This is a genomic window from Deinococcus terrestris (genome assembly GCF_009377345.1).
Taxonomy (GTDB): domain Bacteria; phylum Deinococcota; class Deinococci; order Deinococcales; family Deinococcaceae; genus Deinococcus; species Deinococcus terrestris.
In genome coordinates, this window is record NZ_WBSL01000004.1 from 186,264 (window position 1) to 209,395 (window position 23,132).

A 23,132-nucleotide genomic window follows, 5' to 3' on the forward strand; every position below is an offset into this window, starting at 1 on the left:
CTCGCCCCATGCGGCTCCAGCCCGGCGCGGGACGGAGGCAAGCAATGGTCCTGACCCTGACCGCCCTCGCGGCGCTCCTGGGAGGCGGCGCCGCTCCGGTGTCCAGCCTCGTCCCCCCACCCGCCCTGAGCGCGTCCGGTCCGGTGCGCGAACTGGCGCTGGCCGCTGACCCGGATGGGCGGCTGGTCCTCGCGGTGATGACCGACGCCGGGCGCTTCAGCAGCGGGCGGGGCACCTTTACTGGGCGGCAGCTCCGGGTGTGGCGGAGGCAAGGCACCACCTGGGAGGCGCTGGGCGGCGTCCTGAACTACGACCAGCCGCGCCCGGTATCGGACCTGAACCTCGCGCTGGACCGGGCCGGGACCCCGGTGCTGGTCTGGAACGAGAACTACGGCGACAACGACGTGGTGGTCTTCCGGGCCTACCGGGACGGGGCCTGGACCGACTGGCGCACCCGCTACCTGGGCGACGATCTGCCCTACGCGGCCCGCACGCGGGGGGTCGCGGCGTGGGACGGTGAACCCGTGCTGGCCTGGGGCGAGACGCTGCGGACCCCCTACGGCAGCCGCCTGACGGTGCGGACCTGGGACCCGGCGGCGCGGACGTGGACCCGCAGCCCCCCCTTTAACGACGGTCTGATCTTCGCCCGCACCCCGGCCCTGGCCCTGGACCGCTCGGGGCGGGCGACGGTGGCCTGGCTTCAGGGGGACGTGCTGACGAGTGACGTGTTCGTCAAGCGCTGGACCGGCACCCGCTGGGAGGCGCTGGGAGCCAGCCTGAACCGCCGCCCGCACACCTACGTCGCCTCCACCCGGTTGGTGCTGGATACCGAGGAGCGCCCGGTCGTCGCCTGGCTGGAGGACGCAGGCGGCGAGGACGCCTTGCACGTCTCGCGCTGGACGGGGCGGGCGTGGCAGGCGCTGGGTGGGCGGCTGGGCACCCGCGCGGCCTCGGCCCCAGCGCTGGCGCTGGACCGGGCGGGGCGGCCCGTCGTCGCCTGGGTGGAGGAGCCGGGTGGAGTGGGCCGGGTCTTCATGGCGCACTGGACCGGGCGGGAGTGGCGGATACGAGGGCCGCTGAACCGCGACGCCCGGCGGGATGCCCGCTCGCCCTCGCTGGCGGTGGACACTTCGGGAGCGGCGGTGCTCGCGTGGCGGGAGGACGTGGGCGGGGTGTACCGGGTGCAATTCGGGCACTTCGGGTTCTGAGCCGGGGCGCCTACACTCTGGGCATGACCTCCCGCCAGAGCCTCGTCGGTCAGCCCGCGCCCGACTTCACGCTGCCCTCCACGTCGGGGCAGGCCGTGACCCTCAGCTCCTACCGGGGGCATCAGCACGTCGTGCTGGTCTTCTACCCGCTGGATTTCAGCCCGGTGTGCTCCATGCAACTGCCCGAGTATTCCGGACGGCAGGACGACTTCGCGGAGGCGGGGGCGGTCGTGCTGGGCGTCAACCGCGACAGCGTGTATACCCACAAGGCCTGGGCCGCCGAGTACGGCATTGAGGTGCCGCTGCTGGCCGACCTCAACCTGAATGTGGCCCGGCAGTACGGCGTGGCGATTGATGAGCGCGGGGTCACCGGGCGGGCGGTGTTCCTGATTGACCGGGGGGGCGTGGTGCGCTTTGAGCATGTGGAGGCGCAGACCGGGGACTATACGGTGCGGCCCGAGGTGGTGCTGGGCAAGATTCGGGAGCTGGGCTGAAGCCCCCTCCCACTGCGCCACACGGCGGATGCTCCGGCCCCCTCCCCCGCACTAGCCTGGGGGAATGCCGGACGCGCCCCCCTCTCCTCCTTCCTCCCCCTTACGCGGCGGGTCGCTGGCCGTGCTGCGGGGCTACCTGGGGCCGCTGAAATGGCAGGTCGCGGGCCTCGCGGCGCTGCTGCTCTCCGCGACGGGCCTGAGCCTCACGCTGCCGCAACTGCTGGCTCGCTTCGTGGACACGGTGCGGTTGGGGGCGGGGGCCGATGTAGGGCGGCTGGTGCAGCTCGCGGGCTTTTACCTCGCGCTGGCGGTGGGGGTGCAACTGCTGAACGCCGGGGCTACCTACCTGGGGGCGCGGGTGGGCTGGACCGCCACCAACCGGCTGCGGGTGGACCTGCTGCGGCACATGCTCTCGCTGGACATGCGCGAGCACAAGGAACGCACCCCTGGCGAGATGATCGAGCGCATCGATGGGGACGTGACCGCCCTGAGCAATTTCTTCTCGCAGTTCGCGGTGCGCGTCTTCGGGGCGGCGCTGCTGCTCACGGGCGCGGTCGTGATGTTCTACCTGACCGACTGGCGGGTGGGGCTGGGCGTGACCGTCTTCGTCCTCCTGACCCTGATCGCCATGAACCGGGTCCGCAAGCTGGGCGTGGAGCCCACCCGGCTGGAGCGCGAGGGCAGCGCCCAGCTGTTCGGCTTCGTGGAGGAACGGCTGGCCGGGCTGGAGGACGTGCGCTCGCTGGGCGCGGGCGGGCACCACCTGCGCGGATTCCTGCGGGTGCAGGGCGAGTATTTCCGGCGCGGCGTGTACTCCTGGCAGCGCCGCAGCGTGGTGTGGTGGCTGAGCATGGTCCTGTTTGCGGTGGGCTACGTGGGCATCCTCGCCTCCGCCATCGGGCTCTACGCGGCGGGGGCGATCACGCTGGGGACCGCCTTCCTGATGTACCAGTACATGAGCATGGTGGAAGAACCCATTGACCAGCTCACCCAGCAGCTTCAGGACCTCCAGAAGGCTGGGGCCAGCCTGGGCCGCATCTCTGAACTGCTCGCCCTGCGCTCGGGGCTGCCGGAGGGGGACCGCGAGCTGCCGGACGGCCCGCTGGACCTGCGTTTTGAGGACGTGACCTTCCGCTACGACCCGGAAGACCCCACCGCGCCCGCCGTCTTACAGGGCGTGTCTTTCCACCTCCCCGCCGGGCAGACGCTGGGGCTGCTGGGCCGCACCGGGAGCGGCAAGACCACCCTGACCCGGCTGGTCTCGCGCCTCTACGACCCCACCGAGGGACAGGTGCGGCTGGGCGGCATGGACACCCGCGACGTGCGGCTCGCCAGCCTGCGGACCCGCGTGGCCGTCGTGACCCAGGACGTGCAACTGTTCCAGGCCAGCGTGCGCGACAACCTGACCTTCTTTGACCCGGCCCTGCCCGACGAGGCGGTGGAGGCCGCCCTGCACGAGGTCGGCCTGGGAGACTGGCTCGCCCGGCTGCCCGAGGGCGTGCGGACGCCGCTGCCCACCGGGAGCCTCAGCGCGGGGCAGGCGCAACTGCTGGCCTTTGCGCGGGTGATGCTACGTGACCCCGCCGTGATCATCCTGGACGAACCCAGCAGCCGCCTCGACCCCGCGACCGAGGCGCAGCTCACCCGCGCCATGACCCGGCTGCTGTCGGGCCGCACCGCCATCGTGATCGCCCACCGCCTCGACACCGTGGCCCGCGCCGACCGGATTCTGGTGCTGGACGCGGGCCGGGTCGTGGAGGACGGCCCCCGCGCCCTCCTCGCCGCCGACGGGCAGAGCCACTACGCGGCGCTGCTGCGGGCCGGAACGCTGGCCGAGGACGGGGGGGTGCTGGCGTGAAGCGGCTGAACCCGCCGGAGCCTCGGCCTTCCGCCCCCACACCCGATCAGCGACAGGCCACGCACCCCTCCCGGAGCCTCCCATGACCCCCAGCACGCCCGCCGCCACCCCTCCCTCCCGCACCCTCGCGCTTTCGCGGCGGCTGTTCGCGTACCGCCCCGGCCTGTTCGCCTTCAACGTGGGCATATGGGCGCTGGTGTATATGGCCCCGGCGCTGCTCACGGTGGCGGTGAGCACCCTGTTCGGGCATCTGGAGGACGCCGACCGGCTGCGGGTGGCGGGGGACCCCATCACGGTGCCCATCGCGGCGGCGTGGGTGGCGCTGGGATGGTTCGCCTTCGTGCGGCTGAGCCGCTTTGGGCTGTTCTACGGGGCCTTCCGGGGTCTGATTGAGCTGCTGTACACGCTGGATGCCCTGATGCGGCGCAACCTGCTGAACTACCTCCTGACCGCGCGGGGGTCGCGCCGACTCCCCGACACCCCCGCCGAGGCGGTCAGCCGCTTCCGCGACGACGTGGACGACGTGGCCGCCTACACCGAGGTGTGGGTGGACAGCCTCGGGATCGCCCTGTACTGCGTGCTGGCGGTCGTGCTGATGGCGCGGGTGGACCCGGTGATCACGGCGCTGGTCTGCACGCCGCTCGTGCTGATGATCGTGTTCGTGGGCCGCCTCTCGCCGCGCATCCGGGCCTACCGCCGCCGCATGCGCGAGGCGACCGCCCGCGTGACCGACTTTATCGGGGAGACCTTCGGGGCCGTCAGCGCCGTCAAGCTCGCCGCCCGCGAGGAACCCATGATCGCCCACTTCGCCCGGCTGGGCGAGACGCGGCGGCACTCGGCCCTGCGCGACGTGCTGCTCACCGAGCTGATCCGGGGCGTGAACGTCAACATGGTCAACCTCGCCGTGGGGCTGGTGCTGCTGCTGGGGGCCAACCAGGTGCGCGGGGGCACGATGACGGTCGCCGACTTCGTGCTGTTCATCGGCCTGCTGCCGCGCCTGACCGGGAGCATGGGCTTTTTCGGGGACGCCATCGCCCGGCACCGCCGCACCGGGGTGAGCTACGACCGCATGACCCGGCTCTTGCAGGACGCGCCAGGGAACACCATCGTGGACCACCACCCCCTCTACCTGCGAGGGGAACCGCCCGTGCAGAGCCAGCCCGCGCCCACCCTCCCGCTGGAGGAGCTGCGGGTCGAGGGTCTGACCGCCCACCACCCCGACGGCTCGGGCGTCACGGACGTGAGCTTCACCCTGCGCCGGGGTGAGTTCGTGGTCGTCACCGGGCGCATCGGCAGCGGCAAGACCACCCTGCTGCGGGCGCTGTTGGGGCTGATGCCGAGTCAGGGCGGGCGCGTGTTCTGGAACGGGCAGGAGGTCAAGGACCCCGCCACCTTCTTCGTGCCGCCGCGCAGCGCGTACACCGGGCAACTGCCCAACCTCTTTTCCGACACCCTGCGCGAGAACGTGCTGGGGGGCGGCGACCCCGAGCGCCTGAACCGCGCCGTGCGGCTGGCCGTGCTGGAGCCCGACCTCGCGCAGCTTCCGCAGGGGCTGGACACCCAGGTCGGGGCACGCGGGGTCAAGCTCTCGGGCGGGCAGATGCAGCGGGCGGCGGTGGCCCGGATGCTCGCCGCGCCCGCCGACCTGCTCGTCTTTGACGACGTGTCCAGTGCGCTCGACGCCCGCACCGAGGCCGAGCTGTGGGACGGCCTCTTCCGCGAGACGGACGCGACCTGTCTGGTGGTCTCGCACCGCCGCGCCGCCCTGACGCGGGCCGACCGCATCCTGCTGCTGGAGGGGGGCCGCCTGACCGACGAGGGCACGCTGGAGCAGTTGCTGTCGCGCAGCCCCGAGATGCGGGCGCTGTGGGCGGAGGAGGGGGTGGAGGGGTAGGTCGGCTCGCCCCTACCCTTCCCGCTGCCCGGTCACCCAGTAGCGCACCCGCTCGGCCACGTTCTCCATGTGGTCCCCGACCCGCTCCAGGCTGCGCCCCACCCGCATCAAGGTCAGCGCCTTGGAGATGTGGCGGGGGTCTTCCAGCATGTAGGTCACGAGTTCGCGCTGGGTCTGCTCGTACAGCTCGTCCACCTCGTCGTCCATCCGCAGGGTGGCTTCCGCGCGGGACACGTCGCGGTCGGCGATGGCGGTGCGGAGGTTCTGGCTCATCTCCGACAGGCGTTCGAGCATCCGCGCGAGGTTCACGTACCGCTTCAGCGCGGGCTGCTGCGCGAGTTCGGCGCCGTCCTCCGCGACGTGTACGGCGTAGTCCCCCATGCGCTCGATGTCGCTGAGACTCTTAAGAATCAAGGCCACCAGCCGCAGGTCCCGCGCGACGGGCTGGTGCAGGGCGATGATCCGCAGGCACTCGGCCTCAATCTGCGCCTCCATCGCGTCCACCTCGCGGTCGATGGCGCGGACCTCATCGAGCCGCTCGGGGCGGGCGTGCAGCAGCACCTCCCCCGCGATGGGCAGCATCCGCTCGACGGTGCCCAGCATGTTCAGGGCGCTGTTCAGGACGTTGCGGAGGTCGGTGTCGAGGGCTTCACGCATGGGGACTCCTTGGGGTGACTGGGACAGGGGACGCGGCGGGAGGAGGCGGGCTACAGCTCACGGTGCCCCCCGCCCGGCAGGGTGAAACAGAAGGCGTTGCGCTCGCCCCGGCGCTCGGCCCAGACCTGACCGCCCCAGCCTTCCACGATGGACCGGACGATATACAGGCCCATGCCGCTGCCCTGCCCGTCTGCGCTGGGGCCACGGGTGTGGGCACGGAACAGGCTGCCCGTATCGCCCAGCGGGGCGCCGTGGTCCAGAACCGCGACCTCCACCCAGGCCCCGCGCCCCGACGTGGCGATCTCCACCGCCCCGGCGGGTGGGCCGTAGCGCAGCGCGTTCTCCACGAGATTGAGCAGCACCTGCAGCAGCTTGTCGGGGTCGGCGCGGACGAGGTGGTCGTCGCCAAACGTGAGGGTGGCCCCCCGCGCCGTGACCTCGGGGGCCAGCAGCCGCTCGGCCCGCGCGAAGGCTTCCGCGAGCGGCAGGGTGCGGGCACGGGTGGGCCGGAAGCCCACGGCGAGGTCCTCGACGAGGCGCCCCAGCCGCTCGACCTCCTGCAACCCCTGCCCGACAAACTTGCGGGCCAGCTCGGGGGGCAGGTCGTACTCCAGCGCCTCCAACACGCCGCGCAGCCCGGCCACGGGGGTGCGGAACTCGTGTGAGAGGACGGCCGCTGCCTCGCGCAGCTCGGCCTCGCGGCGGCGGTGCTCGGTCACGTCCTCCACGATGAGCGCTCCGGGTTCCCCCGCCCCCGCGCGGGTCGCGGTGCAGCGCAGGGTGCGGCCCGCCATCTCCAGTTCCAGTTCGCCGCCGCGCTCGGCCAGCGCCTCCAGGGTGTGGCGGCGCACAACCTCCAGGAGCGGGCGTCCGGCGGCCCGTTCCTGCGGCACGCCCCACAGCCGGGCGGCGGCGGCGTTCACCCGCAGAACGGTGGGGGGACCGCCCTGCACCGCGCCGAACAGCAGCACGGCCTGCCCCAGCGCGTCCATCCAGGCGTCGGAACGGGGGGTGGGGGGTGCCTCGGTCATGCCTCCCCCGTCCAGGGGCGCATGCGGTAGCCCTTGCCGCGCACCGTTTCCAGAAAGCGGGGCCGGGCCGGGTCGTCGCCCAGGTGCGCCCGGAGCTGGGTCACGTGCTGGTCGACCGTGCGCTCGCCCCCCAGGAAGTCCGGTCCCCACACCCGGTCGAGCAGTTCGGCCCGCGAGTACACCCGGCCGATGTGCGCCGCGAGAAAGGCCAGCAGATCGAACTCGCGCCGGGTCAGTGGCAGCCCCTGGCCCGACAGCCGCGCGTCGGCGGCCCCCAGGTCGAGGACGAGGGGGCCGTTGGAGAGCTGTGGGGGCACGTCGGGCAGCGAGCGGCGCAGCAGCGCCCGCACCCGCGCCACGAGTTCGGCGGCCGAGAAGGGTTTGGTGAGGTAGTCGTCCGCGCCCGACTCCAATCCCTCGACCCGCTCGGCCTCGGCGGCGCGGGCGGTCAGCATCAGCACCGGGAGGCGCCGCAACGCAGGGTCCGAGCGCAACCGCCGCAGGAAGGTCAGGCCGCTCTCGCCGGGAAGCATCCAGTCGAGCACCAGCGCATCGGCGCCCACCAGCGCCTCCTGCGCCGCCGGGACCGTCTCGTAAGCGCTGACCCGGAATCCGGCCCGTTCCAGATGAAAGCGCACCACGTCGCGCACGGTGCCCTCGTCCTCGATCACGACCACGTGGCTCATCGGTCCTCATTCTGGGGGCGGGGAGGTCAGGGGCGTGTCAGGAGAAGAGGGGAACGGCGCCGGTTGTCAGGCCGTCGTTCCCGTGCGCGGGGCGTCGTCCTCCGGGCCGCCCTGTTCGGGGAACTCAAGCACACGGGCGTCGCTCCACAGGCCCTCGAGGTCGTAGTACTCGCGGGCGTCTTTGGTCATGATGTGCACCACGACCGAGCCGCCGAAGGCCAGCAGCAGCCAGCGCTCGCTGGGGCCTTCCACGCTGGGGCGCGGCAGCCCGGCCGCCTGCGCCTTCTCGCGGATGTTCTCCTGCACGGCGTTGAGCTGGAGGCCAGCGGTCGCCGTGCAGATCACGAAGTATTCGAGGGTGCTGCTCACGTCGGTGAGGTCGAGCACGACCACGTCCTCGGCGCGGCGCTCGCGGGCCGCGTCCACGATGGCGCGGAGTTGCGCGTGCAGTTCGGTGTCACTCTGGTTCTGAAGCTCGTTGTGGGCCTGGGTCATGGAGTCTCCGTGGAGGTGAGGGGGGTGTCGGGGGAGGGCGGCAGGGCGCTGAGGGCCGCGAGGCTCTGCCGGGCATCTGCACCCAGCAGGATACCTACCTCGCCCGCATTGACGGGAAAGCGCTCGCCTTGAAGCCGGGGCAGCCCCAGGGCGTCGGCGAGTTGCGAGGCCGCCGCCACGTCCGGCCCGGTCACGACTTGACTGGCTTCGCGGCTGGCGGGCACCGTCTCCGCGCTCACCCGCGCGTAACCCAGCGTCCGCAGCGCCCCTGCCAGCCGACCGCCGAGGTCCGCGCCGCTCGCGTCCCGAATTCGCACAGTCACGTCCGCAAGGTCGCCGGGGGTGGCCGCCGCCGGGCCAGCCGCCGCCTCGCCCCCACTGCCCCAGACCTGCGCGAGCGCTTCCGGGTTCACGGCGAGGTTGGACGTGCCCGGAATCGGCGTGGTGGGGAGGGTGGCGAACCTCAGCCGCAGCTCGGGCAGTTCGGGGAGCAGCGTGGTCAGCAGCGCGGGGTCGGCGTCCGTCTCCACCCCGTTGCCCACCCCACCCAGGATGGTGGGGAGCGCGGTCAGCCCCTGGGCGGAGGTCAGGCGCGAGGCGAGCTGCGTCAGAGCCTGCTTCTGGTGGTCGATGCGGCCGTAATCGTCTCCTACGCCCTTGCGGACACGCAGGTACAGCACGGCCTGCTCGCCGGTCAGGTGGTGGGGACCGGGCGGCAGGCGCAGGTCCACCCCCGCCGCCTGATCTACCCACTCGATGCCGCCTTCCGGGACCGTCACGTCCAGCCCGCCCAGCGCGTCGATCACGCGGGCCACGTAATCGGTCCGCACGATGACGTGGGCGTCGATGCTCTCGCCGGTAATCGTCTCCACCGCCTCCACCAGCGCCGCTGGTCCCCCCGCCCAGTAGCGGCCGTTGACCTTCTGCTCGGCCCACCGCAACTCCGGGTTGAAGGGGCCGACGTTGGTGTCGCGGGGAATGTTCAGCACGTTGACCGCCGAGCCGTCCACCTTGACCAGCATCAGGGTGTCGGTGTTGGGGGGTTGCAGCAGGCCCGTGCGCTGCTCCTGATCGGCGCAGGGGGTGCGGTAGGCGCAGTACACGATGTCGCGCCCGGCCAGCAGCAGCGTGAACTGCGGCACGCCTGCCATCCCGGCGGCTGAGGCGTCCCCCGAGCTGTTCAGCACCGCGAGGCCGCCCAGCGACAGCGCCGCGAGCGTCAGCCCGCCGAGCTGCGCGGCCCGAACGCCGCGTCGGGAGCGGGAGACGGACGCGGGGGCCGGGGCCGCGAAGTCGAACTGAAAGCTGCCCGGCACGCCGGGTCCGGCGGGAGGATCGGTCATGAGACGCCGGGCAGGTCGCAGGCGGGAGGGCAGAACTCTGGCAGGGCGTGGTAGGCCCGCAGGGTGCGCGGATGCACCTGGATGCCCCGGCCCTGGAGGTAGGTCACCTTGGACACGATGGCCCGGTTCAGCGCTGCCCCCAGGTCGCACAGGGCGAGTTCACGGATGTCGGCGTTGACGCCCCGGCCCGGTTCGGACACGTCGGCGATATACACGCAGGCGGCGACCGGATTGCCCCCGCGCGGCCCGGTCGTGTGGTCCTCCACGGCCTCCAGCACCACCGCGTCGGGATAGCCCCAGCGCTCCAGCAGGGTGCGGGCCGCCCGGCCGTGCAGGGCGAGCGGATGGCCAACGTCAATGGCGCACTCCGGCGGCGCGAGGCGCAGCAGCTCGGCGTCCGGGAGGTCGCGGGCAATGTCGTGCAGCAGTCCGGCGGCGTAGGCCCGCGCCTCGTCCAGCCCATTGGCGCAGGCGATCTGGCAGGCGAGTTCGGCCACCCGCAGCACGTGTTCGTAGCGCCGGGGCCGCACCATCAGCCGCACCCGTTCGTCCCAGCCCGCCAGTTCGGCGAGGGGGTGCCGGGGAAACTTCAGTTCCGCGATCATAGGGCCGCGTGGGTCAGACGCCACACCATGAGTGAAGTATACGCCCCCCACCCTGGCAGTGTGAAAGAAAGGTCGCGGTCGCTTCTGCATCTTTATCCAGTCAGAGGTCACGGCGCGTCGTCCCCCCCGGCGGGCTCAGTGGCCGCCTCCTGCACGGTCAGGCGTACCCGTACCTCCTCCAGCGCCTGCACCCCGTCGGGCAGCTGCAGGGTCACGGGGGCTGTATAGCTGCCGACCCGGTAGGGCACGCGGCCCGGAACCTCCCGCAGCCGCGCGAGCAGGGCCGGGTCGGCGACCACCCGCACCCCGCCCGGCTGCACGCTCAGCGCCGTGACCCGCAGGCCGGGCGGGGGGTCCTCCAGCACGACAGGCAGGGTCTTGACGGGCACCTCGCCGCTGTCCACCCGGCGCACGGTGACGGTCGCGGGCGTCAGGGTAAGGCCCGCGACAGGCTCGCCCCGCTCGTTCAGGGCGATCAGCGCCGCCTCGCGCGTCTCGCCCGGCCCCGGCGCCACGGGTGCGTTGACCACCCGCGTGACCGTGGCGACCACCCGGCCTGGCCCGCTGACCGTGGCCTGTGCGGGAGCGACCTCGTAGCGCGGCAGGCTGTTTTCCGGCGGGTTCGCCACGCTGAGGGTCACCCCCAGGGTGCGGGTCACCAGCGCGTCCACGAAGCCCTGCACCCGCTCGGGCACCTGCCGCTGAAGGATGGTCCCGGTGGGGGCCTGCACGGTGACCGGACGGGTAAAGCTCCCCTCCGGCACTCCAGTCACGTCCACCACCGCCTCGATGCTGTCGCCGCGCAGCTCGCGCAGGCGCTCGGGACGGCCGCTCAGAAAGACGCGGATCGTCGGCGGGCTCAGGTCGCGCACCGCCCGTTCGCCCGCCCCGCGCTCGGCGGTGGTGTCGCTGACCGTGATCGGCACGTCGTAGCCCTGCTCCACGTTGGCGCGGCGGTCGGTGGTCGCCACGAACCACAGGGTCAGCGCCACCCCCAGCGCGAGCAGCTTGGGCAGCAGGTTGTGAAGGAAGCGCCGCCACAGCCGCAGCGGGGACCAGCGGCCTTCCGTGCCCGTCACGCTGGTCCCCCACCCTCGCCGCCCGGCGCCCGGCTGGGCTCGGGGGCCTCGGCCCGGCGGGTAAAGGGCAGGTCCCCCAGCACGGGCCGGTCGTACAGCAGCGCCCGCAACTGCTCGCGCAGCTCGGTGCCGTTGAGATCCGGCCCCAGCCGCCCCGCGAGCGCGATCCGCATGCTGCCGCGCTCCTCGCTGGCGACGAGCACCACCGCGTCGGTCACCTCGGAGAGCCCGATGGCCGCCCGGTGCCGCGTGCCGTAGCGGCGGTAGGTGCCGTCGCTCGACTGGAGGGGAAACAGGCATCCCGCCGCCACCACCCGCGACCCCTGCACGATCACGCCGCCGTCGTGTAGCGGCGCGTTGCGGGCAAAGAGCGCTTCGAGAAAGGGCACACTGATCACCGCGTCGATCTGCACCCCGGTCGCGGCGTACTCGCCCAGCGGCGTGCGGCGCTCAATGGCGATCAAGGCGCCCGTCTTGCGCTCGGCCAGCCGCTCCAGCGCCCGCGCGAGGTCTTGCAGCGCCGCCCCGCTCGGCCCGGTTTCGCGGCCACGGGGGCGGCCCACCCGTTCCAGCGCGGCCCGCAGCTCGGGCTGAAACAGCACCACCAGCGCGAAGAGGCCCACCGTCCCCGCCCGCCCCAGGATGTAGCTCAGGGTGGTCAGCCCCAGCAGCTCGGCCGCCGCCCACACCCCTGCAAAGACCACGATGCCGCGCAGCACGTTCACCGCGCGGGTGCCCACCACCAGCAGGTAGCCCTGATACACCAGGAAGGCCACCAGCAGCACGTCCAGCACGTCCCGCAGGCTCACCGAGCCGGGAATCAGGGACATGGGCGGCGCTCCACCGGGCCGCCCCGCACAGGGGCCTGCGGCACGCCGCCCACTATACGCGGGGGGAGGGGAGAGGCCGCCCCGTTACACTGCCCTATGGAACTGCGTTTTCTGGGCCACAGCACCTTCCTGCTCTCGCACGGGGGGCACCGCGTCCTGATCGACCCCTTCCTCGCGGGGAATCCGCAGTGCCCGGTCAGCCTGGAAGAAGCGCTGGGCTGGAACCTCAGCGCCGTCCTGATCAGCCACGCGCACGGCGACCACTGGGGGAACGCCCTGGACTTCGGGCGGGCCGGAGTGCCGGTCATCGGCACTGCCGAGATCGGTGGGTACGCGGCGGCGAACGGGGCCACGAATGCGGTCGGCGCGAACATTGGCGGCACCGTGCGCGGCGAGTGGGGCAGCGTGTATTTCACCCCTGCGTGGCATTCCTCCTCCTTCCCCGACGGCACCTACGGGGGGATGCCCACCGGATTGGTCGTGGAGATGGGCGGCAGGCGTGTCTACCACGCGGGCGACACCTCCCTCTTTTCCGACATGCGCCTGATCGGGGACCGAGGGCTGGACGCGGCCCTCCTCCCCATCGGCGACCACTACACCATGGGGCCGGAGGAAGCCGGGCGCACGCTGGAACTGCTGCGCCCCCGCGTGGCTGTGCCTATGCACTACGGCACCTTCCCGCCCCTGACCGGCGACCCGCAGGTTTTCGCGGCGGCGGGGCAGGCGCAGGGGGTAGACGTGCGGGTGCTGGGGCCGGGGGAAAGGGCGGAGCTGTAAGCCTGTGGTGCTGACGGCTGAAAGCGGAGGGCTACCTGCTTTCACGCCATCCCCTGAAACTGCACCTCTACCCCCTGCCCGTCGGCCGCCTGCCGCGCCTGGGCGAGCGCCGAGTGCGCTCCCGGCAGCAGCGCCCGCTCGGGCCGCTGCCACAGCGCCTGCGCGAGTTTGCTGGCCCGGCGTACGGTCAGGTGCTCGCCGGGCCGCGCCAGCGTGATCGCCGCGAGCAGGGCCTGGGCGCTGGGCGGCACGTCCGAGAGGGGGTCCAGCGGCACATGCGCCGTGACCCGCTCGCCCGGACGGCGCAGGCTCACGCGGGCTTCGGGGACGGCGGGGCGCTGCTCAATCAGCACTTCCGCCTGTGGCCCCTCCAGCGCGGGCACGCTCAGGCCCCGGCGGGCGGCATTGGCGAGGTCATGCGCCGAGAGCATGTGTCGCCGGGTGCGCGGCGTGTAGCCCACCCGCAGGGCGACGCCCCGCGCCTCGGCCTCGTCCATAACCTCCCGCGCGAGGTCCGCCAGCAGCCACGGCCCCCGCCCCCGCCCCACCGAGGCGATCACGGCCTCGTTGTCGGTGTGCACGCTCAGCCCCTCGCCGGGGGGAGCGTGCCGCACGGCTTCCAGCACCGCCCGCAACTCGGCCGCGTTGTTGTCGGGGGCCGCCATCTGGCCCTGGTAGCCCACCGGCAGGGTCCCCGGCCTCAGCAGGATCAGGCCCCAGCCGCCCACGCCGTGTCCGCCCTCCGTCTCGTGCCAGCTCGCGTCCACGTAGGCGTGGTTCATGTCACCCTCCATCATGCCTGCCCGGAGGGGGGCACAATGCGATACTCGCCGCATGGACGTTCTGGCCCTCTACCGCGAGGCGGGCGCGTACCACGAGGGGCATTTCCTGCTCGCCTCGGGCCGCCACTCGCCCAAGTTCCTGCAATCCACCACCGTGCTGCAGTACCCGCACCTCACCGAGCAAATCGGGCAGGCGCTCGCCCAGAAGGTGGAGGAGGCTGGCCTGTCCCCCCGCCTTGTCGTCGGCCCCGCGATGGGCGGCGTGGTCCTCGCCTACGAGGTGGCCCGCCACCTGCCGGAGAGTCGCGCGATTTTCGCAGAGAAAGACGGCCAGGGCGGGATGAAGGTCCGCGAGGCGTTCCGCCTTGAGCCGGGCGAACCCTTCATCGCTGTGGAGGACGTGCTGACGACCGGAGGCAGTGTCCTGAAGGCCGTTCGCGCGGTGGAGGCGCTCGGCGGGCAGTGCGTGGCGGTCGCCTGCATCGTGGACCGCCGGGCGGAGGAGGGGCCGCTCGCGAGGTATCCGCTCGTCTCGTTGACCCGCCTGACCTTTGACACCTATGCCCCGGACGAGGTGCCGGAGTGGTTGGCGCAGGTGCCCTTGCAGGAAATTTAACTATTCCAGGCGTCCCGGAACTCCTCGGCGGGGGCGTCGGCCCAGATCACGGCGTTCCCGCCCTGCCGGACGAGGAAGCGGCGGACCAGCTCATAACCGAGGGCGTACTCAGCGGAGTCCAGTAGAGGTTGCGCCCGCTTCCATAGCCTGTCCAGATCGGCAGAAATGCTGGCGTAGGGCGGCGGCCCGCCCCGTTCCCCGGCCTCGTAATGCTGCGCCAGTCCCTCCGAGACCAGGGCTTCCAGGAGCGTCGTGCCGTACCCCGGCCCCCGCCAGCGCCGCGCGTGGTGCAGTTCGTGGGCGAGGGTGGCGGGAAGCTCGGTGCGCCAGCCGCCCGCAAAGTTCGGATTGTCCGGCGTCAGCGTGATGTCCACGAAGTGCGGCAGGGGAGCGTATCCCAGCACGCCCGTCTCGGGCAGGGTCCACGGCGCGACCCGCACGGCCACGTCCACCCCGTCCACTTCCAGCCGCGCCGCGTGCCGGGTGAGGGCAGCTCCGGCCACCTCGCGCACCTCGTCGGCCAATGGGTCGGGGAGCAGCCCGCCCGCGTTCATCAGGTGCAGCACGTTCGCCATGTCTGACCCTACCCGCCCTTCTCCGGCCCCCGCCTCCGCCACCTGGCCCAGCCCACCCACGTGAAAGCGGCCAACCCCGTTGGGGGCTGACCGCTGACGGCTCTAAGGCTCAGGGCTTCAGATCTCCAGCAGCATCCGCGCCGGGTCCTCGAGGATGTTCTTGATGGTAACGAGGAACTGCACGGCCTCCTTGCCGTCGATGATGCGGTGGTCGTAGCTCAGAGCCACGTACATCATCGGGGCGATCACGACCTGACCGTTCTGGGCAATCGGGCGCTCGATGATGTTGTGCATCCCCAGAATCGCGCTCTGGGGTGCATTGATGATCGGGGTGCTCATCATGGACCCGAAGGTGCCGCCGTTCGTGATGGAAAAGGTGCCGCCCGACATGTCCTCCATCGTGAGCTTGCCGTTCCGCGCCTTGGTCGCGTACTCGGCGATCTGCTTCTCGATGCCCGCGAGGCTCATCTGGTCGGTGTCGCGCAGGATGGGCACCACCAGCCCACGGTCGGACGCCACCGCGATGCCGATGTCGTAGTAGCCGTGGTAGATGATGTCCTTGCCGTCTACGCTGGCATTGACGACCGGGAACTGCCTCAGGGCCTCGGTCGCGGCCCGCACGAACAGGCTCATGAAGCCCAGCTTGACCCCGTGCTTGGCGACGAACTGGTCCTGGTACTTCTTCCGCAGGTCCATCGCGGGCTTCATGTTGACCTCGTTGAAGGTCGTCAGCAGCGCGGCGGTGTTCTGCACGTCCTTGAGGCGCTCGGCGATGCGGGCGCGAATGCGCGTCATGGGCACGCGCTGCTCAGGCCGGGCACCCTGGGGGATGGGAGTGCTTGCGGCGGCGGGCGGGCTGCTGGCCGCTGGTTGCTGGCCGCTGGTGCCCTCCGCCTCGCGCATACTGGCGGGCTGCGCGGCGTCCTGCGGTCCCTGGTAGGTCAGCCCGCCCTGGGCCGCGACCACCGCGTCCTCCTTGGTGATGTTGCCCCTCGGCCCGGTCGCGGGAATCTGCGCGGGGTCCAAGCCCTTCTCCGCCACGATCTTGCGGACGGCGGGGGAGAGGTCGTCGCGGCGGGCGGGAGCGGTGCCCTGGCTCCCCTGGCTGTCGGGCTGGACGGCTGTGCCGCCCGCGCTCGTCTCACCCGCGACGGGGCCGCTGGCCTGGTCCGCGCCCGCCGCCGCCGGAGTGCTCGCGGCCGGGGCGCTGCCCGCCTCGCCCACGGTGCCCAGCACTTCCTCGCTGAGCACGGTGTCGCCTTCTTGCTTGGCGATGGCCGTGAGCACGCCGTCTTGCTGGGCGGTGACCTCCAGCACGACCTTGTCGGTCTCGATCTCGGCCAGGACCTCGCCGCGCTTGACGGGGTCGCCGGGCTTCTTGTGCCAGGTCAGGAGCGTGCCCTCGCTCACCGACTCGGAAAATACGGGAACCTTGATGTCGGCCATAACGTGTTCCTTTATACCCCCCCGAGCGCGTGACTGGCCGGGTGACGGGCTTGGGCCTCCGCAGAGGCAGCGAGAAGGGCCGGGGCACGTAGCCCCGACCCCGGCAGAAGCGCGGCTCAGCCCTGCGCTTTAGCTTCCTCGGCGATCTCGATCTGCGCCTCGAAGTCCTCGCGGCTGACGCGCTCGCCCAGAGCGTCCGCGATCACGCGGGCCTGCTCCTGCGCGTGCACGCTGGCATAGCCCACCGCCGTGCTCGCCGCGCGGGGGCGGCTGGCGTAGGTCAGGGTCTGGCCGTCTTGCAGCGCCCGCTCCAGATCGTCACGGATCATCAGCCACGCGCCCTGGTTCTGGGGTTCCTCCTGCGCCCACACGACCGCTGCTCCGGGATGACGGGCGAGTTCAGCCGCGAGCGCCTCGGCCGGGAAGGGATAGAGCTGCTCGAGCCGCACGAGCGCCGTGCCCGCGTACCCTTCCTTGTCGGCGTCCCGCGCCTCCGAGAGTTCCCAGTGCAGCTTGCCGGAGGAAATGACGACCCGGCGGGCCTTCTCGACGGTCGGGTCCCCGATGACCTCGTGGAAGCGGCCCTCCGTCAGCTCCGAGAGCGGGCTCATGGCGAGCTTGTTGCGCAGCAGGCTCTTGGGGGTCATCACGATCAGGGGCTTGCGGTAGGGCCGCAGCACCTGACGGCGCAACAGGTGGAAGATCTGCGCGGCGCTGCTGGGCACCACGACCTGCATGTTCTTCTGGGCGCACAGTTGCAGGTAACGCTCCAGCCGGGCGCTGGAGTGCTCCGGCCCCGCGCCCTCGTAGCCGTGGGGGAGCAGCAGCGTCAGCCCGCTGAGGCGCTGCCACTTGCTCTCGCCCGCCGAGAGGAACTGGTCCACGACCGCCTGCGCCCCGTTCGCAAAGTCCCCGAACTGCGCTTCCCACGCGACGAGCGCCTTGGGTTCGGAGGTCGAGAAGCCGTACTCGTAGGCCATGACCGCTTCTTCCGAGAGGGTCGAGTCGATGACCTCCACCCGGCCCTGCTCGGGGGCGAGGTGCGCGAGGCCCAGGTACTCGCCTTCCAGCGGCTCCTGCGCGTTCTGGTCATGCAGCACGGCGTGGCGGTGCACGAAGGTGCCGCGCCCGGAGTCCTGCCCGACGAGGCGCACCCCGTAGCCCTCCACCAGCAGCGAGGCGTAGGCCAGCATCTCGCCCATGCCCCAGTCCAGCGGCTGCTCGCCCCGGCTCATGGCGGCGCGGGCGTCCAGCACCCGCTTGACCCCCCGGTGCGGGGTAAAGCCCTCCGGCACCTGCGCGAGCTTCAGGCCCAGCTCGCGCAGCCGCTCTTCCGGTACGGCGGTCGCCGTCTCGTCGGTCCAGTGGGTGTCCGTGTAGCCCTTCCAGTCGGCGGCGAGGCGGCTCTGCTCCTGGTTGTCCATCTCCTCGACCACCGCGTCGCCCGCGTCGAGCTGGTCGCGGTAGCGCTCCACCAGGGCGTCGCCCTCGCCCGCTTGCAGCACGCCCGCTCCTTCCAGCGCCTGCGCGTACAGGGCGCGGGTGCCGGGATGCGCCTTGATCTCGCGGTACATGATGGGCTGGGTCATGGTGGGGTCGTCGGCCTCGTTGTGGCCGTGGCGCCGGAATGAGATCAGGTCGATGAACACGTCCTTGCCGAAGGTCTGCCGGTACTCCAGCGCGAGGTCGCCCGCGTAGGCCACTGCCTCAGGGTCGTCCCCGTTGACGTGCAGCACGGGCGCGTTGGCGATCTTGGCGACATCGGTGCAGTAGCGGCTGGAACGGGTATCGCGCGGGTCGGAGATCGTGAAGCCGATCTGGTTATTGATGACGATGCGCACCGCCCCGCCCGTCGTGAAGCCGCGCAGCCGCGAAAGGTTCAGCGTCTCCATGACCACGCCCTGCCCGCTGACGGCGGCGTCGCCGTGGATGGTGACGGGCAGCACAGCCCGGCGCTCGGTGTCGCCCCGGCGGTCCTGCCGGGCGCGGACGCTGCCGTGCACGACGGGCGAGACGATCTCCAGGTGCGACGGGTTAAAGGCCAGCGCGAGGTGCATCGGCCCGCCGGGGGTCCGCACGTCGCTGGAAAAGCCCATGTGGTACTTCACGTCGCCTGCGACATCGGGGTCGTCGCTGAGGCGCTTCTTGCCCTCGAACTCGGCAAAGAGGTCACTGGGCTTCTTGCCGAAGATGTTGACCAGGACGTTCAGCCGCCCCCGGTGCGCCATCCCGATCACAGTTTCCTTGACCCCGTGCTTGCCCGCCTGCTGAATCAGGCGGTCCATCAGGGGAATGAAGCTCTCGCTGCCCTCCAGCGAGAAGCGCTTCTGGCCCACGTACTTGACGTGCAGGTAGCGCTCCAGGCCCTCGGCGGCGTTGAGCTTGGTCAGCAGTCGGCGGCGTTCCTCGGCGCTGTACTGGCCCCGGCCGCGCCCCGGCTCGATGCGCTCTTGGAACCACTGCCGCTCGGTCGCGGGGAGGTAGTTGTACTCGAAGCCGATCGACCCGCAGTACGTCTCCTGAAGTTGCGCGATCACGTCCCGGAGGGGTCCCTGGAAGACGCCGTCATGGACAGGCTCGTTCAGGTCGGCTTCCGAAAGGCCGTAGTACTCGGGCGTCAGCTCGGGCACCACGGGCAGGCCGCGCATCTTCAGCGGGTTCATCTTCGCGCTGATGTGGCCGTAGACCCGGTAGGCGGTGATTAGGGCTCCGGCGGCCTGTTGCGCCCCACTCACGCCCTGCGGCGCGGGCACGACGGCCCCGCCCCGGCGCTGGGTGCCGAGCTGGTAGAAAGCCTGCTGCACGGGCGAGTGCGCCGTCTCACGGGCGCCGTCCCGTACCTCGTCGAAGTAGTCCCGCCAGGCCGGGTCCACGCTTGCCGGATCGGCCAGATACGCCTCGTACAGCCCCTCGATAAAGGCCGCGTTCGCGCCGGACATGATGGTCTGCGACTGCGTCATAACGCTCTCCAGCATACCCCTGCCCTGCCCCAGGCCCCGTGTGCCCCGGCTCCTTTAGCATCTTTGCCCCTATGGCGGTGACACCGGATTTCTTCATGAGGGGGTGGGGGAGGGCGCCTTAGCCTGCCTGTCATCCCCAACAGGTGTCTAGACGGGTATCAAGGAACACGCATGACCTGGCAGGGGTGCCCAGGACCGCCGGACGTTCCGGCGGGGGCTGCCGCTGTCCACCCCAAGGCGGAGGAATCCCATGACCCGTTACCGTGATGACCGTTACGACGACCGCGATATGACCAGCGACGACCGCCGCGGAATGATGGACCGTGGCTGGGGCCGCGACCAGGGCCGGGATGACGACCGCCGGGGCGAGCGTTACCTGTACGCCGACCGCGCGGGCATGGGCGGCGGGATGGGCCAGGGCCGCAGCATGGACGACGACCGCTCCGGTTACGGCATGGGGCGCGGGCAGGGCATGGGCAGCATGAGCTCCGGCTCGCAGGACTATGGGCAGGAGCGCTACGGGCAGGGCAGCTCCCGCTCGTCCTATTCCTCGTACTCCGATGACCGCCGAATGTCGGGGGGCATGGGCATGGGCGACGACCGCTATGGCCGCCAGACCTACGTGGCCGATCCGCAGGGCGGCATGGATGACCGTTACGGGCGCTCCTCGATGGGGGGCCAGTACGGGGGCAGTCAGTATGGCCAGTCGGGCGGCGGGCAGTACGGCAGCTCGTCCAGCTCCGGCAGGATGGGCATGTCAGGCAGCATGAGCGGCATGGACAGTCACCGGGGCAAGGGACCCAAGGGCTACCAGCGCAGCGACGACCGCATCCGCGAGATGGTGAACGACACGCTCGAAGACGACGACCATGTGGACGCCAGCGACATCGAGGTGCAGGTGCAGGGCGGCGAGGTTACCCTGACGGGCACCGTGAGTGACCGCCAGCAGAAGCGCCGCGCCGAGGAAGCCATCGAGCACCTGCGCGGCGTGCGCGACGTGCACAACCACCTGCGCGTGTCGCGGGGCGGCATGGGTCAGGGCAGCGGCGGCTCCGGCATGGTGATGTCCAGCATGGGCCAGGGCAGCGCGGGTCAATCTGGCATGGGCCAATCCGGGATGAGCCAGTCTGGAATGGGGCAGTCCAGCATGAGCGGCGACATGGACAACCGGGGCATGGACACCTCCGGCATGGGGCAGACCAGCCTCGGCGGATCCAGCATGGGCCAGAGCAGCAGCGGCCTGGGCGGGAGCAGCACCGGCGGCATGATGGGCGACACTCAGACGAGCATGGGCCAGACGGGCAGCAGCCAGACCAGCATGGGCAGCACGGCGGGCGGCACCGGGATGGGCGGGAGCAGCGACTCCAGCGTGGACCGCACTGGCAGCACCGGCTACAGCTCGGACACCGATACCCCCGCCGGGTCGCTGGGCAGCAGCGTGGACAGCGACCGCGCCAACGACACCAAGAAGTAACCGCGTCCCGACCTGCGCCTGAACCTTCCCTGACCGGGCCGCCGACCCTGCCGCACCACCGGGGTCGGCGGCTCTCCCCACCCGCAGGAGTTCCCATGACCCACGACGACCGCACCTCTCGCACCGACCAGCCCGCCCTCCCTGATGACCTCGGCAACGAGCTGAGCGAACGCTCCGGCTACTACGACGAGTCCGAGAGCGGCATGAGCAATACGCCGACCTTTCCGGGCAACCCGGCCTCGCCGCTTGATGTGCCCGGCTCCGACGCCATCACCGACACCGGGACCACGTTCGGCACGGGCGGCGACGACAAGGGGATGTAACGGACAAGAGCGCGGAAGGGATCATCCTCCGCGCTCTTTCTCTGCTGGTGTTCTACCGCACCCGCACCCGGAAGCCGCGCAGCTCGGAGCCCTTGACCACCTCGTTGAAGGTGACGCGCGGCTCAGAGACGACCTCCAGGCCCTGCCACATCATCAGGCGGCGCAGGAACACGTCCGACTCCTTGATCGCCAGAAAGGCGCCGGGGCAGCGGTGGTGCCCGTCCCCGAAGGAGAGGACCGGGGCCGTGACCCCGCGCGGGAGGGGCCGGGCCGGGCAGACCGCGCCTGCGTCCTCGCCCACCACCTCCGGGTCGAGGTTGGTGCCCTGAATGTCCAGCGCGAGCAGGCTCCCGGCGGGGATGGTCTGGCCGCCCACGGTGAGCGGTTCCTCGGCGCGGCGGTAGAGGGTGTTCACGACGGGTTCGAGACGCAGAATCTCGTGCAGGATGGCGTGCCGCTCGGCCTCGGTGCCGTGGACATACTCGGTCCGCAGCTCGGGGTTCCGCAGCAGGTGCCACGCCGCCACGCTGATGAACTCGCGGGTGGTTACCATGCCCGCCGTGCCGTAGGTCAGGCACTCGGTCATGATCTCCATGTCGCTGTAGCCGCGCGAGAGCAGGTGCGAGATCAGGTCGTCGCCCGGCTCGCGGCGGCGGGCAGCGATGGCGGGTTTGACGTCCAGCAGGTAGAACAGCCCCAGGTTGGTCTGCTGGCGCAGCGACTCGGCGCGGCTGCCCCGGCGCTGGCTTCCCGGCTCGCTGTCGCCGCCCCCCTCCACGAACGCGGTGATGCGCCGCTCCATGCCCGGCAGCAGGCTGCTGGTCAGGCCCACGACCTGCGCGGCGACCGTCACGGCGAGGTCCAGGCTGAGGTCGTCCACATTCGCCTCACCCTGGTGGGCCAGCCGCGTCAGCAGCCGCTCCACGTTCCCGGCGATCATCGGGGCGTAGGTGTCCACCTGCTTCGGCGTGAAGTAACGGGCGGTGGAGCGGCGCATCTCGTGGTGTTCCTCGCCCTCCGCGAACAGCACCGGGGCGCGGCCCAGGAAGGCCACGTCGCGCGTCATCTCCGACATGAAGCCCGCCTGCCGCACCCCCTCCGAGCGCAGCACCTCGCGGGCAGGGCCGAAGGCGTGCAGGCGGTAGACACCAGCCTCATCAGCCTCCACCGCCGGGAGGTCGCGCGGGTCGGGACCGGGGCGGCGGGTCAGGGCGGCGGTATCGCTGAACCCGAAGGGGCAGCGGGGGGTGTCGGGCACAGAGTCGGCGGTGGTCATGGGGTCATCTCCTGGGGAGTTGAGAAAGCGCGGGTCGCTGCGGCGACAGCGCTGAGGGAACGGGGCAGACCCGCGCGGTCGGTGGGGGGCAGGGCGGCGAGTGCGGGGCCAGTCACTTCCCGCACCGTCTCCAGCGCCCCTTCCCACAGGGCACGGCCCGCCGGGGTCACGGCGACGGTCACCCGCCGGGCGTCGGGGTCGTGGTGGCCGCGCGTGACGGCCCCCTGCGCCTCCAGCGCGGCGAGCACCCGGCTGACCTCGTAGCGGGGCACCCCCAGCTCGCGGGCGAGGGCAGCGGGCTGCGTGGTCCCGCCCTGCACGTAAGCCAGCGCGATAAAGGAGCGCAGGTCCAGCCCGTGCCGCCCCCGCAACTCGGCCTCGCCCCGCTCGCTGAGGGCCTGCCACACGTCCCATAGGGCCGTCAGGAAGGCCAGTTCGGGCGTCTGGAGGGGGTCGGGGTCGCGCACGCCTCCCAGGATGCTCCCCGCTCATGTGAGTTGTTGCAGAGTGCAATCAAGTTGAGGGGGGTGGGTGTTGGTCGTGGGTTGGTTCTGGATGCTTGGCCGGTTCACCCCCACCCTGCGGAGCTATACCATTCCTAGCTTCCCCCCCTTAAAACGTTTATGTGCAATAGCGAGATGTTGTGTGGGTGAAGCATTTTTCTCCCTCTCCCCTTGCGGGGGAGGGTTGGGGAGGGGGGTGGCGGGCGAAGCTCGCCCTCAT

At 71.4% G+C, this 23,132-nt stretch carries 22 protein-coding genes; 8 read left to right on the forward strand and 14 right to left on the reverse strand.

Annotated features, from left to right (window positions below; genetic code table 11):
- The first annotated feature begins 44 nt into the window (after positions 1-44).
- The 4 genes from F8S09_RS10975 to F8S09_RS10990 all read left to right on the forward strand — a co-directional run bounded on the left by F8S09_RS10975 (position 45) and on the right by F8S09_RS10990 (position 5,454).
- The gene (locus tag F8S09_RS10975; protein WP_227978631.1) at positions 45-1,208 is read left to right on the forward strand and encodes a hypothetical protein; all 1,164 of its coding nucleotides are present in this window, start codon (positions 45-47) and stop codon (positions 1,206-1,208) included.
- Positions 1,209-1,231: 23 nt separating this feature from the next.
- Entirely contained in the window at positions 1,232-1,702 is a 471-nt protein-coding gene (locus tag F8S09_RS10980) for a peroxiredoxin (RefSeq protein WP_152871515.1), read from the forward strand.
- A 64-nt stretch (positions 1,703-1,766) separates the two neighbouring features.
- On the forward strand, positions 1,767-3,560 hold the full coding sequence (locus F8S09_RS10985) for an ABC transporter ATP-binding protein (RefSeq protein WP_152871516.1): 1,794 nt from the start codon (positions 1,767-1,769) through the stop codon (positions 3,558-3,560).
- 82 nt (positions 3,561-3,642) lie between these two features.
- The gene (locus tag F8S09_RS10990) at positions 3,643-5,454 is read left to right on the forward strand and encodes an ABC transporter ATP-binding protein (protein ID WP_152871517.1); all 1,812 of its coding nucleotides are present in this window, start codon (positions 3,643-3,645) and stop codon (positions 5,452-5,454) included.
- A gap of 12 nt (positions 5,455-5,466) precedes the next feature.
- Here F8S09_RS10990 and phoU read toward each other — a convergent pair whose 3' ends face one another.
- The 8 genes from phoU to cdaA all read right to left on the reverse strand — a co-directional run bounded on the left by phoU (position 5,467) and on the right by cdaA (position 12,180).
- Positions 5,467-6,111, reverse strand: a complete 645-nt coding sequence (gene phoU / locus F8S09_RS10995; protein WP_152871518.1) for a phosphate signaling complex protein PhoU — start codon at positions 6,109-6,111, stop codon at positions 5,467-5,469.
- A 50-nt stretch (positions 6,112-6,161) separates the two neighbouring features.
- A complete protein-coding gene (locus tag F8S09_RS11000; protein WP_152871519.1) occupies positions 6,162-7,142 on the reverse strand; it encodes a sensor histidine kinase in 981 nt (326 codons plus the stop codon).
- Positions 7,139-7,828 carry a winged helix-turn-helix domain-containing protein gene (locus F8S09_RS11005; protein ID WP_152871520.1) on the reverse strand — a complete coding sequence of 230 codons (690 nt, stop codon included), beginning with the start codon at positions 7,826-7,828 and terminating at the stop codon, positions 7,139-7,141. Before F8S09_RS11005 ends, F8S09_RS11000 begins: the two co-directional genes overlap by 4 nt.
- Before the next feature lie 66 nt (positions 7,829-7,894).
- Positions 7,895-8,323 (reverse strand): ribosome silencing factor, encoded by a 429-nt coding sequence (rsfS, locus tag F8S09_RS11010; protein ID WP_152871521.1) that lies wholly within the window; start codon positions 8,321-8,323, stop codon positions 7,895-7,897.
- On the reverse strand, positions 8,320-9,666 hold the full coding sequence (locus F8S09_RS11015; protein ID WP_152871522.1) for an LCP family protein: 1,347 nt from the start codon (positions 9,664-9,666) through the stop codon (positions 8,320-8,322). The genes rsfS and F8S09_RS11015 overlap by 4 nt, the downstream gene beginning before the upstream one ends.
- Positions 9,663-10,271: a bis(5'-nucleosyl)-tetraphosphatase (symmetrical) YqeK gene (gene yqeK / locus F8S09_RS11020; RefSeq protein ID WP_194165311.1), complete on the reverse strand. Its 609-nt coding sequence runs from the start codon at positions 10,269-10,271 to the stop codon at positions 9,663-9,665. The genes F8S09_RS11015 and yqeK overlap by 4 nt, the downstream gene beginning before the upstream one ends.
- 107 nt (positions 10,272-10,378) lie before the next feature.
- Entirely contained in the window at positions 10,379-11,350 is a 972-nt protein-coding gene (locus F8S09_RS11025; protein WP_322618748.1) for a CdaR family protein, read from the reverse strand.
- The gene (gene cdaA / locus F8S09_RS11030) at positions 11,347-12,180 is read right to left on the reverse strand and encodes a diadenylate cyclase CdaA (protein ID WP_227978632.1); all 834 of its coding nucleotides are present in this window, start codon (positions 12,178-12,180) and stop codon (positions 11,347-11,349) included. Before cdaA ends, F8S09_RS11025 begins: the two co-directional genes overlap by 4 nt.
- A 96-nt stretch (positions 12,181-12,276) precedes the next feature.
- Here cdaA and F8S09_RS11035 point away from each other — a divergent pair, with 96 nt between their 5' ends.
- Positions 12,277-12,957, forward strand: coding sequence for a metal-dependent hydrolase (locus tag F8S09_RS11035; protein ID WP_152871523.1), 681 nt, complete (start codon positions 12,277-12,279; stop codon positions 12,955-12,957).
- 41 nt (positions 12,958-12,998) lie between these two features.
- On the opposite strand, the gene F8S09_RS17665 is transcribed toward F8S09_RS11035, so the two are convergent.
- A complete protein-coding gene (locus F8S09_RS17665) occupies positions 12,999-13,739 on the reverse strand; it encodes a ribonuclease H family protein (protein WP_194165312.1) in 741 nt (246 codons plus the stop codon).
- Positions 13,740-13,791: 52 nt separating this feature from the next.
- Between F8S09_RS17665 and pyrE the strand changes: the two genes are divergently transcribed.
- Positions 13,792-14,355, forward strand: coding sequence for an orotate phosphoribosyltransferase (gene pyrE / locus F8S09_RS11045; protein ID WP_152871524.1), 564 nt, complete (start codon positions 13,792-13,794; stop codon positions 14,353-14,355).
- Here pyrE and F8S09_RS11050 read toward each other — a convergent pair.
- The 3 genes from F8S09_RS11050 to F8S09_RS11060 form a co-directional block, all read right to left on the reverse strand.
- The gene (locus F8S09_RS11050) at positions 14,352-14,930 is read right to left on the reverse strand and encodes a DUF2268 domain-containing putative Zn-dependent protease (RefSeq protein WP_194165313.1); all 579 of its coding nucleotides are present in this window, start codon (positions 14,928-14,930) and stop codon (positions 14,352-14,354) included. The genes pyrE and F8S09_RS11050 overlap by 4 nt on opposite strands.
- Before the next feature lie 117 nt (positions 14,931-15,047).
- Complete coding sequence (gene odhB / locus F8S09_RS11055) at positions 15,048-16,376, reverse strand: 2-oxoglutarate dehydrogenase complex dihydrolipoyllysine-residue succinyltransferase (RefSeq protein ID WP_152871525.1); 1,329 nt, start codon at positions 16,374-16,376, stop codon at positions 15,048-15,050.
- A 116-nt stretch (positions 16,377-16,492) separates the two neighbouring features.
- Positions 16,493-19,336 carry a 2-oxoglutarate dehydrogenase E1 component gene (locus tag F8S09_RS11060; RefSeq protein WP_152871526.1) on the reverse strand — a complete coding sequence of 948 codons (2,844 nt, stop codon included), beginning with the start codon at positions 19,334-19,336 and terminating at the stop codon, positions 16,493-16,495.
- A gap of 250 nt (positions 19,337-19,586) precedes the next feature.
- On the opposite strand from F8S09_RS11060, the gene F8S09_RS11065 reads away from it, so the two are divergent.
- Entirely contained in the window at positions 19,587-20,810 is a 1,224-nt protein-coding gene (locus F8S09_RS11065; protein ID WP_152871527.1) for a BON domain-containing protein, read from the forward strand.
- A gap of 95 nt (positions 20,811-20,905) precedes the next feature.
- A complete protein-coding gene (locus F8S09_RS11070; protein ID WP_152871528.1) occupies positions 20,906-21,133 on the forward strand; it encodes a hypothetical protein in 228 nt (75 codons plus the stop codon).
- 52 nt (positions 21,134-21,185) lie between these two features.
- Here F8S09_RS11070 and F8S09_RS11075 read toward each other — a convergent pair whose 3' ends face one another.
- Both F8S09_RS11075 and F8S09_RS11080 read right to left on the reverse strand, forming a co-directional pair.
- Positions 21,186-22,409, reverse strand: coding sequence for a cytochrome P450 (locus tag F8S09_RS11075; protein ID WP_152871529.1), 1,224 nt, complete (start codon positions 22,407-22,409; stop codon positions 21,186-21,188).
- Complete coding sequence (locus F8S09_RS11080) at positions 22,406-22,876, reverse strand: MarR family winged helix-turn-helix transcriptional regulator (RefSeq protein ID WP_194165314.1); 471 nt, start codon at positions 22,874-22,876, stop codon at positions 22,406-22,408. The genes F8S09_RS11075 and F8S09_RS11080 overlap by 4 nt, the downstream gene beginning before the upstream one ends.
- Positions 22,877-23,132 lie beyond the last annotated feature (256 nt).